The organism is Advenella kashmirensis WT001 (assembly GCF_000219915.2).
Classification (GTDB): domain Bacteria; phylum Pseudomonadota; class Gammaproteobacteria; order Burkholderiales; family Burkholderiaceae_B; genus Advenella; species Advenella kashmirensis.
This window is the reverse complement of the sequence record NC_017964.1, coordinates 831,691-843,153: the sequence shown is the minus strand read 5'-3', so window position 1 is coordinate 843,153 and position 11,463 is coordinate 831,691. Positions and strand designations below refer to the sequence as shown.

The 11,463-nt window shown below is 53.5% G+C and carries 8 protein-coding genes and 2 pseudogenes; 2 read left to right on the top strand and 8 right to left on the bottom strand.

What is annotated here, in order from left to right; all coding sequences use genetic code 11:
• Window positions 1-85: 85 nt before the first annotated feature.
• Both hemE and TKWG_RS23515 read right to left on the bottom strand, forming a co-directional pair.
• Window positions 86-1,158 (bottom strand): annotated as a pseudogene (gene hemE / locus TKWG_RS03975) (uroporphyrinogen decarboxylase).
• A 126-nt stretch (window positions 1,159-1,284) separates the two neighbouring features.
• A complete protein-coding gene (locus TKWG_RS23515) occupies window positions 1,285-2,268 on the bottom strand; it encodes a hypothetical protein (protein WP_014749585.1) in 984 nt (327 codons plus the stop codon).
• A 230-nt stretch (window positions 2,269-2,498) separates the two neighbouring features.
• Between TKWG_RS23515 and TKWG_RS03965 the strand changes: the two genes are divergently transcribed.
• Complete coding sequence (locus TKWG_RS03965; RefSeq protein WP_014749584.1) at window positions 2,499-2,741, top strand: hypothetical protein; 243 nt, start codon at window positions 2,499-2,501, stop codon at window positions 2,739-2,741.
• Between the two features lie 724 nt (window positions 2,742-3,465).
• Here TKWG_RS03965 and TKWG_RS03960 read toward each other — a convergent pair.
• The gene (locus tag TKWG_RS03960; protein ID WP_014749583.1) at window positions 3,466-4,461 is read right to left on the bottom strand and encodes a Bug family tripartite tricarboxylate transporter substrate binding protein; all 996 of its coding nucleotides are present in this window, start codon (window positions 4,459-4,461) and stop codon (window positions 3,466-3,468) included.
• A 122-nt stretch (window positions 4,462-4,583) separates the two neighbouring features.
• Between TKWG_RS03960 and TKWG_RS03950 the strand changes: the two genes are divergently transcribed.
• Entirely contained in the window at window positions 4,584-6,272 is a 1,689-nt protein-coding gene (locus tag TKWG_RS03950; RefSeq protein WP_014749582.1) for a thiamine pyrophosphate-binding protein, read from the top strand.
• A 191-nt stretch (window positions 6,273-6,463) separates the two neighbouring features.
• Here the strand turns inward: TKWG_RS03950 and TKWG_RS03945 are convergent, their stop codons facing one another.
• From TKWG_RS03945 to TKWG_RS03925, 5 genes and pseudogenes are all read right to left on the bottom strand, one after another.
• Window positions 6,464-6,892, bottom strand: a complete 429-nt coding sequence (locus TKWG_RS03945) for a F0F1 ATP synthase subunit epsilon (protein WP_014749581.1) — start codon at window positions 6,890-6,892, stop codon at window positions 6,464-6,466.
• Between the two features lie 9 nt (window positions 6,893-6,901).
• Entirely contained in the window at window positions 6,902-8,302 is a 1,401-nt protein-coding gene (atpD, locus tag TKWG_RS03940; protein ID WP_014749580.1) for a F0F1 ATP synthase subunit beta, read from the bottom strand.
• Between the two features lie 55 nt (window positions 8,303-8,357).
• Window positions 8,358-9,269, bottom strand: a complete 912-nt coding sequence (atpG, locus tag TKWG_RS03935; RefSeq protein WP_014749579.1) for a F0F1 ATP synthase subunit gamma — start codon at window positions 9,267-9,269, stop codon at window positions 8,358-8,360.
• A 67-nt stretch (window positions 9,270-9,336) separates the two neighbouring features.
• Window positions 9,337-10,878, bottom strand: a pseudogene (gene atpA / locus TKWG_RS03930) (F0F1 ATP synthase subunit alpha).
• Window positions 10,879-10,912: 34 nt separating this feature from the next.
• Complete coding sequence (locus tag TKWG_RS03925; protein ID WP_014749576.1) at window positions 10,913-11,455, bottom strand: F0F1 ATP synthase subunit delta; 543 nt, start codon at window positions 11,453-11,455, stop codon at window positions 10,913-10,915.
• Between the last annotated feature and the right edge of the window lie 8 nt (window positions 11,456-11,463).

Below are 11,463 nucleotides of genomic sequence, written 5' to 3'. Positions count from 1 at the left end.
TCAATAACTTAAAACACAAGTTCATTGTGCTACACACCATTTGCCTAAAAACAACAGCTGCTTGACATCTGTGTACAACTTGACATCAACCATGTTTACTTGCGCTATAGCTGTGCACTTCATCAACCAGAATTGATACATTCTGGGGCGGCGTAAATTGTGATATTCCGTGACCAAGATTGAATACATGGCCCCCATTTGTAACTGGCCCGAAGTCATCTATGACGCGGCGCACTTCCTGTCGAATGGCGTCTTCTGTTCCGAACAATGCCATGGGGTCTATATTTCCTTGCAATGCAACACGATCCCCTACCCGCTCGCGGGCCTGTTTCAGGTTGACGGTCCAGTCAAGTCCTATCGCATCGCAGCCACTGTTGATGATGTCTTCCAGCCACAATCCGCCACCCTTGGTAAACGAAATGACCGGCACCGCAACGCCATTATGATTGCGCTCCAGCTGGCTGATTACCTTGGTGATGTATGCAAGCGAAAATTGCTGATACAGGCCGTCGGCCAGCACACCGCCCCAACTGTCAAAAATCATGACGGCCTGGGCACCCGCGCGGATTTGCTCGTTCAAATACTGTGCAGTGGCCTGTGCGGTGACTTCCAGAATACGATGCAGCATCGCTGGCTGCGCATACATCATGGTTTTAATTTGACGATAATCTGACGAGCCCCGCCCTTCTACCATATAACAGGTCACAGTCCATGGGCTGCCGGCAAAGCCGATGAGGGCACGCGCCCATTGAGCGACTGGCGGATCTGGCTGACGGCATCAAACACGTAACGCAACTGATTCATATCGGGAACGGCAAGCTGCTCGACATCCTGCTGCGTGCGCACGGGACGGGCAAATTGCGGGCCTTCACCGGCCACAAAATTCAGCCCGAGACCCATGGCGTCGGGCAACATGAGAATATCGGAAAATAGTATGGCCGCATCCAGGGGAAAACGGTCCAAAGGCTGCAAAGTAACTTCTGTGGCAAAATCGGGATTTTTGGCCAACCCCAGAAAGGACCCCGCCCGGGCGCGGGTCTCGTTATATTCGGTCAGATATCGCCCAGCCTGACGCATCAACCATACAGGCGTATAGGGGACATGCTGGCGCTGCAGTGCGCGCAGGAAAACATCGTTCTGCAAAACCGGGAAAGCCATCGGGTACCTTTAATATCTATAAATCTATGATTTTCTTACCGGACAGATTGTATCGTACCTGGTGTAAGAATGGCCGCAGACCGTCACCCGGCCATGAAGCGGGTTGCCGCCAGACGCCACAGGAGTTCAAAAACCATTGTCGCGAAACGGTTCTGCACTGATCTGGTGCTTGCGCATGAGCGCCCAGAACGCCCGACGGTGTTTATGGGAATTGCGGGCGGCCAGAGCGATATTACCCTTGCTGCGCGCCAGTGCGTGCGTAAGATAGGTGCGTTCAAATTGCGCCACCACGACCGACTTCAGTTGCTGGAAGCCTTCTGGAAATTGCGCTATTTCCTGACAGCAGACCCTGGGCACGCTCGGGTGTACCGGATGGGCGCCAGCCTGCTTGCTCCCCTGCGGCGCGGTGCCAATTCCCCGAAAAAGCGACACAGGTGACATAGCATGATGGGCACCTGACCTGATGCCCATCATGGCAACAGCAGGCGTACGCCCCGTAGACCGCCGGAACGCGGGCAACAACGGTAAATCCGTTGTTTCAGTGCTCAGCTGCAGCGAGCCCGATGAAGCGCTAGCCGACGCCAGAGAGCAGGCATATTCGGTCTGGTGCGAAATTGCCGCATCGTGAACAGCATATTGCTTCGTATTAACGCTGTCGCCCAGCAGCGAAGGAAGCCGAGCCGGGACATTCCGCAGTTCATGCAAGGCACGCAGGAGCCTGACGCGGATTTCTTCTGGCTCGCATGGCCATAAGGCAAAATCAACAACGCCGAGTTCGAGCAAATCAATCAATCCAATGGGGCGCAGCGACAGCCCCAGTACAAAAATAGGACGATGCTGTTCGATACGGGTTTGCTGCAACAATAAACGCGTCCAGACCAGCGAGGCCGACGAGACAGGCAGACAGATGGCATCAAAATGACGTAGTGAGTAAGTCATGTCCTGCAACAACGAGACTGAGGGAAGCGTGCCGTGCTCCGCCCCGGGAGTGGGTTCTATCAGAGTGAAATGCAAACGACCTGCTTGCAAACGGTCGTGTTTGAGCAGCGTTTTTGCCAGCGGTTCACTGCCAGGAATACTGATAAGGGCGCAGTCCAGTCGTTCTTTCACCTTGAGACCTTTTTCATGTAACAAAACGTACAGAATAAATGGGCTCTTTGTGAGCGACAATTCGCATTTGCCACACTAGGGCAAATACTGTTAAGTGACTGTTTTTGCTGAAAAAACAACGGAATTGTTGCACTGCATGACATAAAGGTCTCCTGTCCTTGCTTATTCCTAGGGTTAACCCTATAATGGTTTATACCTAGTTTTTACAGTCAATTAAGGAACCCAATACCATGAACATTTCTATGAAAAACGCCCTTGCAATGAGCGACACCCCGGAACTTGCTTTCAGTGATTCCATGGAACGTGAATTGATCCACAACGCAATCAACGAAGAGCGCGCATTGAGCCTGACCGCGCTGGTCAAAGCCATCGCCACCTCTGTGGCCGCAGCTTGCGTCATGATGTATGACATGATCAAGGAAACAGAAAAAGCGATTGACGACACCGATTCCGAAGGCGGTTTCAGCTGGTAATCAGCTTGACCGTTCCTGCGACAACAGACGCGGGTACAAGAAATCGAAGTGCAGTAATAAATGTGGCGGACATAATCGTACGCCAAACGGGTGATTGACTGACGGCGCATCTGCCTGCAATTGAACCTGCAGCAACAAGACAGTTGTTGTCATGCAGGCGGATGACATGCCGGTTTGGCAACCAGGCCCGTACAGATGAGGATAAGGGGCATACACGCCACCATATTCGATTCATTTACCCATCTGAATATATTCCCGTGGCATATGCCTGCAGCAGGCAAGCGCCGATGCAGTCGCTACAACGCTCCCCGCCTTTTACCGTCACTGCTTGCATAAAAAGCGGACGTCGCATGGCTGTTTTGTGTCAAATGTCACATTACTGGCGGCAACACCAACCTTCCAATAACAATAAATAAAAATACCGATTTACGCGCGCACTATCCCTCCGAAAGGGCATTTGCAATCAGGCGCAACACAATAACCTGCTCAATCCAATCGGCTTGCGTCTATTGCGCTTGCGTTACTGGCGATTCGCTTTGGCACTCCAGGCAGTAACGCTTCTTTCCTTGCCGCGATCTGGCGTTAAGAGATTCCCGATGAGCATAATGAGCGCTGTAATGCGCGCAACATAATGAAAAACGGCAACAGGAGCCTGCGCCCTGCTGCCGTTTCTGTTAAGTGCCGGAACGAAAAGCCTGGGCTTCGCGTGCCAGCTGCTGCTCAGTTATTCAATTGAAATATTACCCTTGCGAATAACCTCACCCCAAGTTTTGGTTTCGTCAGAGACGAATTTTGCGAACTCTGCGGGTGTATTTTTTTCTGCTGTCGCGCCCAGCCCTTCGAGCTGCTTGATCACTTCAGGCTTGGCCAGAATTTTTTCCACGGTTGCGTTGATTTTATCGATAATCGGCTTGGGCGTACCTTTGGGCGCCACCAGGCCAAACCATGAAGATACGTTAAACTGCGGATAGCCAGACTCCTTCAGGGTAGGAACGTCGGGGAATGCTTCTGAGCGCTTGTCTGTTGTTACGGCAAAGGCTTTAATCTTGCCTGCCTTGATTTGCGGTACGGCAGCGGGCATATTCTCGAACACGACGTCAGTCTGGCCACCGACCAGTGCTGTCATGGACGGGCCGCTACCGCTGAACGGAATGTGCAGCATGTCGATACCGGCCTGCTGTTTGAACAACTCGCCGGCCAGGTGAATGGAAGTACCGGCGCCGGACGATCCGTAGTTTACCTTGCCAGGGTTGGCCTTGGCGTATTCAACGAATTCTTTCAGGTTGTTATAGGGCGTATTTTTGCTGGCGACCAGGATATTAGGCACTTTGGCAACCAAAACGATGGGTTCGATATCCTTTTCAATATTGAAGCGCGCGTTTTTGTACAGCGTCTGGTTGATTGTGGTCGTTACCGCCATCATCATCAGGCTATAGCCGTCTGGTTTCCTGCGCAGCAGCTGGTCCGTCGCAATATTGCTGCCGGCGCCCAGTTTGTTCTCGACCACGAAGCTCTCGCCAAGCTCTTCGCCCAGGCCCTTGGCCACAATGCGGGCCAGCACGTCAGTGGTGCCGCCGGCCGCAAAGCCGACCAGTACCGTCACCGGTTTTGATGGATATGCTTCTTCCTGTGCAAACGCGGTATTTACTGCAGCCAGCAATCCCAAGCCAGCCGCGATCGAAAAAGCGCGCGGGAAAAAACCTTTCGGAGTCAAATTCATATTCTATATCGCCTATACTTTACAATGATGATGTTGTCTGTGATTGTGCGTGCGACACAAGCGACACGCGGATTTGGAATCATGGACAGCATTCCTTTCACAACTGAAATTATAGAACACTCATGCAAAACAATAGCCAGAGTCGTCCCGGTGGAGAAATTATCGTAGATCAACTCGTCCGTCAGGGCGTTGATCATGTCTTTTGTGTTCCAGGTGAAAGCTACCTGGCCGTTTTGGATGCGTTGCACGACGCCAGCATCAATGTCACGGTGTGCCGCCAGGAAGGCGGCGCAGCCATGATGGCAGAAGCTCACGGCAAGCTCACGGGCCGGCCTGGCATCTGCATGGTGACCCGTGGTCCGGGCGCCTCTAACGCGCTGGCAGGTATCCACATCGCCAAACAGGATTCCACGCCGCTTATCGTCTTTGTCGGGCAAATTGAAACCGGCATGCGCGAGCGCGAAGCCTTCCAGGAAGTGGATTACCGCGCCGTTTTTAGCACGCAGACCAAATGGACCACTGAAATCGATGATGCGGCGCGCATTCCCGAACTTGTCGCCCGCGCGTTTCACGTGGCCATGTCCGGTCGCCCGGGGCCGGTCGTCATCGCCCTGCCCGAAGATATGCTGGTGCAGTTGGCCACCGTAGCGGACGCGCCACGCGTAGAGCCGGTAGAGTCAGCGCCTGCTCCTGAACAAATCAAACAAATGGCCACCCTGCTGGCGGATGCGAAAAAGCCGCTGGCCATTCTTGGCGGCTCACGCTGGACGCAAGAAGCCGTCAATGATTTCGTACGCTTTGCCGAAAAACAGCAACTTCCTGTAGCGGTCCAATTCCGCCGCCAGCATCTGTTCCCGTCCTCGCATCCCAATTTCGTTGGTGATATTGGCCTGGGCATCAATCCGAAACTGCTCAAGATGGCGCAGGAAGCTGACGTGATTTTGCTGGTGGGCGGGCGCATGTCGGAAATCGCTTCGCAAAGTTACACACTGCTGGATATCCCTGTACCAACACAGACACTGATTCACGTCCACCCGGACAGCCAGGAACTGAACCGTGTGTATCAGGCCGCACTGGCCGTCAATGCCACCCCATCCCAGTTTGTCAATGCCTGCGCCGGACTCGCTGCCAGCGAACAGAACGCGCGCAAGGACTATGTTGACACCGCCCATGCAGCCTACCTGGCATGGAGCGATCCGCAGTCTGTGAGTACGCCCGGCGCCCTGCAAATGAGTCAAGTCATGGCGTATCTTGAAACCCATCTGGAACCGGACGCCATTATGACCAATGGCGCCGGCAACTATGCCACCTGGCTGCACCGTTTTCACCGCTACAATCATTTCAATACCCAATTGGCCCCTACCTCCGGGTCGATGGGCTACGGGGCGCCAGCTGCCGTAGGCGCCAAACGTGTCATGCCACAGCGGCAGGTAGTCTGCTTTGCCGGTGACGGCTGCTTCCTGATGCACGGTCAGGAGTTTGCCACCGCCGTACAGTACGGTTTGAATATTATTGTGCTTGTGTTCGATAACGGCATGTACGGCACGATACGCATGCACCAGGAAAAGCACTATCCGGGGCGTGTCAGCGCCACCAATCTGCAGAATCCGGACTTTGCCGCTTACGCGGTGGCGTTTGGCGGTCATGGAGAGCGGGTGGAAAAAAACGAAGATTTCGGGCCCGCATTTGAGCGAGCAGTGGCCAGCGGCAAACCGGCCATTTTGCACTGCCTGATTGATCCGCAAGCCATTACCCCCACGGCGACGCTGGATCAACTGCGCGCTGCTGCAGAAAAATCACAAGCGAAGTAATCGCGCAAAAGCACTGACGGTTTGGAGCCAGCGTTTCAAACCGTCAGCATGCATTCGCTAGATCAGCACATGCACAATCATTGAACATAGTATGCGCCGGACAGCATCGACAATGAACATGAAGACAAAACAAAAGACGCCACCAGGGCGTCTTTTGTTTTTACTGACAGTACCGCAGTAACAATGAAGAATCAGTGACGATTTTTCATGTTGGCCAATCGACGAGCTGCAGCAACCTGCGCTGCCAGCATGGCCAGTTCGGCTTCGACAGCGGCAATATCCTGCTTGTCGTGTGCGTTCTCGAGTGCTTCCAGCGCCTGCTGGCGAGCCTTCTCGGCCTTGGCTTCGTCCAGATCTGCCGCACGGATTGCCGTGTCGGACAGAACTGTAACGCCAAATGGTTGCACTTCAAGAATACCACCGGCTACAAACACCAGCTCTTCTGTTCCGTCTTCACGTACGATTTTCAACGTACCTGGACGGACCTTGGAGATCAGCGGCGTGTGGCCGGGCAGAACGCCCAGCTCACCGCTTTCACCCGGCAAAGACACAAACTTGGCTTCGCCCGAGAAGATGGATGCTTCAGCACTGACAACATCTACTTTGAGTAAAGTAGCCATAGCTATTCCTTATTTTAAGCTTTTCGCTTTTTCGAAGGCTTCATCGATGGTACCGACCATGTAGAAAGCCTGCTCAGGCAGCGCATCGCATTCACCGTCAACAATCATCTTGAAGCCGCGAATGGTTTCAGCCAGTGGTACGTATTTACCTGGAGAACCTGTAAAGACCTCGGCAACGTGGAACGGCTGAGACAGGAAACGCTGGATTTTACGTGCACGGGCAACAGCCTGTTTGTCTTCAGGAGACAACTCGTCCATACCCAGAATCGCGATAATGTCGCGCAATTCCTTATAGCGTTGCAGCGTCTGCTGAACGCCGCGGGCCACTGCGTAGTGCTCTTCACCAACCACTTGAGGATCCAGCTGACGGCTGGTGGAATCCAGCGGGTCAACCGCTGGGTAAATACCCAGAGAAGCGATGTCACGCGACAGCACGACCGTAGAGTCCAAATGCTGGAAGGTTGTGGCAGGAGACGGGTCGGTCAAGTCATCGGCAGGAACGTAAACGGCCTGGATCGATGTAATGGAACCGGTTTTGGTAGAAGTAATACGCTCTTGCAGTACACCCATTTCCTCAGCCAGTGTTGGCTGATAGCCCACCGCTGAAGGCATACGACCCAGCAGCGCAGATACTTCAGTTCCGGCCAGGGTGTAACGATAGATGTTATCTACGAAGAACAGAATGTCACGACCTTCGTCACGGAATTTTTCGGCCATTGTCAGACCGGTCAAAGCCACGCGCAGACGGTTGCCCGGAGGTTCGTTCATCTGACCGAACACCATGGCTACTTTATCCAGAACGTTGGACTCTTCCATTTCGTGGTAGAAGTCGTTACCTTCACGAGTACGCTCACCCACGCCGGCAAACACGGACAGACCGGAGTGCTGTTTGGCGATGTTATTGATGAGTTCCATCATGTTAACGGTTTTGCCCACACCGGCACCACCGAACAGACCCACTTTACCGCCTTTGGCAAACGGGCAGACCAGGTCAATCACCTTAATGCCGGTTTCCAGCAGCTCGACCGAAGGAGACAGTTCGTCAAACTTCGGTGCAGACTGGTGAATTGCACGTCGTTCCTCGGTAGCAATAGGACCGGCTTCGTCGATAGGACGACCCAGTACATCCATGATGCGGCCCAGAGTGGCTTCACCGACAGGAACGGAAATAGCAGCGTTGGTACGGCCAACGGCCATGCCGCGACGCAGACCGTCACTGGAGCCCATTGCAATCGTACGCACAACACCGTCGCCCAGCTGCTGCTGAACTTCCAGTGTCAAACCTTTCTCGGCGAATTTTGATTCATTGTCCGCCAGGACAAGGGCTTCATAAACTTTTGGCATGTTGTCGCGTGGGAACTGAATATCCACGACGGCGCCGATGCACTGAACGATGGTACCGTTACTCATGTCGATTCCTTACTTAATAACGATTGAAAGATGCCGGTTGGTGTTGACCCGAAGGTTACACGGCCGCGGCGCCCCCCACGATTTCTGAAATTTCTTTAGTGATGGATGCCTGACGGGTTTTGTTGTAAACCAGTTGCAGTTCTCCAATCACTTTCTTTGCATTGTCCGACGCAGCCTTCATCGCCACCATCCGTGCCGACTGCTCTGACGCCATATTTTCCGCAACTGCCTGATACACCAGACCCTCAACGTAACGGGCCAGCAGATCGTCGATGACCGATTTGGCATCGGGCTCGAAGATGTAGTCCCACTGGTAGCTCGATTCGATCGCAGCTTCTTCGTCTTCGGCTTTTGCAGCACCGGCGACAAACGGATCCTTCAGGCCATCCGGCAACGGCAACAGACGCATGATCGTTGGCTCCTGTCGCATGGTGTTCACGAAATGCGTGGACGCCACATAGAGGGCATCGATCTTGCCGTCCAGATAATCATCAAGCTGCACCTTGAGGGCGCCGATCAGGCGTTCAAGGTGTGGCTGATCGCCAAGCTGCACTTCGTTGGACACCAAATTGCTGCCAATACGTGTCAGCAGGCTCAAACCTTTATTACCCAGGGCAGTCGTCTGGACCTTGATACCCTTGGCTTCAAATTCCTTGAGACGCGCCAGCACCAGCCGGGAGATATTTGTATTCAGGCCGCCGCACAGACCTTTGTCTGTGGTGACCAGCACTACACCCACCGCCTTGATATCTGTACGCTCTTCCATGTACGGATGACGGTAGTCAGGATGCGTTTGCATCATGTGTGCAGCGATTTCGCGTACTTTCTTGGCATAGGGACGGCCGGCGCGCATTCTTTCCTGCGCCTTGCGCATTTTGGATGCTGCCACCATTTCCATGGCCTTGGTGATCTTGCGCGTGTTTTGCACGCTCTTGATCTTCGTACGAATTTCCTTGATTCCAGGCATTTCGCTTTCCTGTTAAACCAATTTCAGGAAGGTGCATGGCAACAGGCCCTGCACCTCACGGACTTACTTAGTATGAACCACCAGATTTGAAGCTGGCAACAATATCTTTCAATGCAGCTTCGTCTTCTTTGGACAGTTCTTTTGTATCTTCGATACGGCCGATCAGATCAGCGTGCTTGTTCTTAAGCTCGTCTTTCAGACCTTTCTCGAATGACAGGACCTTTTCAACTTCAACTTCGTCCAGGTAGCCATTGTTCACCGCATACAGTGAGACGGCCAGTTCCCAAACCTGCAAAGGCTGGTACTGAGACTGCTAGAGCAGTTCTACCACGCGTTTACCACGCTCGAGCTGACGGCGTGTTGCGTCGTCAAGGTCGGAGGCAAACTGGGCAAAGGCTGCCAATTCACGATACTGGGCCAGGTCGGTACGAATACCACCGGACAGTTTTTTGATGACTTTGGTCTGTGCTGCACCGCCAACCCGTGAAACGGAGATACCGGCGTTGATCGCTGGACGCACACCGGCGTTGAACAGATCGGTCTCAAGGAAGATCTGGCCGTCGGTAATGGAGATCACGTTGGTAGGAACGAACGCAGAAACGTCGCCTGCCTGGGTTTCAATGATAGGCAGCGCGGTCAGAGAACCGGTTTTACCTTTCACTTCGCCGTTAGTGAATTTTTCTACGTAATTTTCGTTAACGCGAGCTGCGCGCTCAAGCAGACGGGAGTGCAGATAGAACACGTCCCCGGGATAGGCTTCACGGCCTGGCGGACGACGCAGCAGCAGGGAAACCTGACGGTATGCCCAGGCTTGTTTGGTCAGATCGTCATAAACGATCAGCGCGTCTTCACCGCGGTCACGGAAATATTCACCCATGGTGCAACCAGCATACGCTGACAGATACTGCATGGCAGCAGAGTCAGATGCCGTTGCTGCAACAACAATCGTGTATTCCAGTGCGCCCAGTTCTTCGAGCTTGCGCACCACGTTGTTCACGGTAGAGGCTTTCTGACCGATAGCAACGTAAACGCAGGTAACATTCTTGCCTTTCTGGCTGATGATCGCGTCGATGGCAACAGCAGTTTTACCTGTCTGGCGGTCACCAATAATCAGTTCGCGCTGACCACGGCCGATAGGCACCATGGAGTCGATTGATTTAATACCGGTTTGCAGAGGCTGGGAAACAGACTGGCGCTCAATAACGCCGGGTGCCACTTTCTCGATAATGTCGGTTGCTTTCGCATTGACCGGACCTTTACCGTCGATGGGCTGACCCAGTGCGTTGACCACGCGGCCGCGCAATTCGGGGCCAACGGGTACTTCGAGAATACGACCGGTAGTTTTGACTTGATCACCTTCGGATACGCCGGTGTAATCACCCAGAATAACGGCACCCACGGAGTCACGCTCGAGGTTCAGAGCAAGACCGTAGACGTTATTGGGAAACTCCAGCATTTCGCCTTGCATCACATCGGAAAGACCGTGGACGCGGGTAATACCGTCGGTTACGGAAACAACCGTACCTTGCGTACGAACATCGGCAGAAGCGCCCAGGCCTTCAATACGGCTTTTGAGCAGTTCGCTGATTTCTGACGGATTGAGTTGCATGTTCAGACTCCTGAAATCCTGTTATGTATGGCGCTTAGTGAGCCGCCAGTGTGTCGCGCAGGCGGCTCAACTGAGCCTGCACGGAAGTATCTAATACCTGATCACCTACTGTTACGCGAACGCCACCGATAAGCGATGGATCAACGGTAACAACCGGCTTCAGTTTAACGCCGAATTTTTTCTCCAGCCCGGCAATCAGTTCCTGCACCTGGGCTTCGGACATCTCAAAAGCACTGGTGATTTCTGCCTGCGCAGTTCCATCATTGCGGTTTCTGAGCGCCTCGAACTGCTCGGCGATTTGTGGCAGGAGCAAAAGACGATCGTTTTCAATGAGCAGGTCAACGAAATTGCGCATTGGCTGCGACAAGGACGTTTTGAGCAGGCCCAGAAAAACGTCTTCTTTTGTTTTTCTTTCCAGTTGCGGATCTGACATCGCTTCACGCACATCTTTCATGTTTGAAAGCTGCGCGAGCTCATTGACGGCATCCGACCATGCAGCAAGACCTGCCGGATCATTTTTCGCTGAGGCAAAAAGCGCCTCGGCGTACGGACGGGCAACGGTTGATAGTTCTGCCATGGTATTTC

Bases quoted from the DNA above. Each gene is read 5' to 3' on its own strand.
- TKWG_RS03965 (WP_014749584.1), top strand. From the start codon at position 2,499: ATGAACATTTCTATGAAAAACGCCCTTGCAATGAGCGACACCCCGGAA.
- TKWG_RS03960 (WP_014749583.1), bottom strand. From the start codon at position 4,461: ATGAATTTGACTCCGAAAGGTTTTTTCCCGCGCGCTTTTTCGATCGCG.
- TKWG_RS03950 (WP_014749582.1), top strand. From the start codon at position 4,584: ATGCAAAACAATAGCCAGAGTCGTCCCGGTGGAGAAATTATCGTAGAT.
- TKWG_RS03945 (WP_014749581.1), bottom strand. From the start codon at position 6,892: ATGGCTACTTTACTCAAAGTAGATGTTGTCAGTGCTGAAGCATCCATC.
- atpD (WP_014749580.1), bottom strand. From the start codon at position 8,302: ATGAGTAACGGTACCATCGTTCAGTGCATCGGCGCCGTCGTGGATATT.
- atpG (WP_014749579.1), bottom strand. From the start codon at position 9,269: ATGCCTGGAATCAAGGAAATTCGTACGAAGATCAAGAGCGTGCAAAAC.
- TKWG_RS03925 (WP_014749576.1), bottom strand. From the start codon at position 11,455: ATGGCAGAACTATCAACCGTTGCCCGTCCGTACGCCGAGGCGCTTTTT.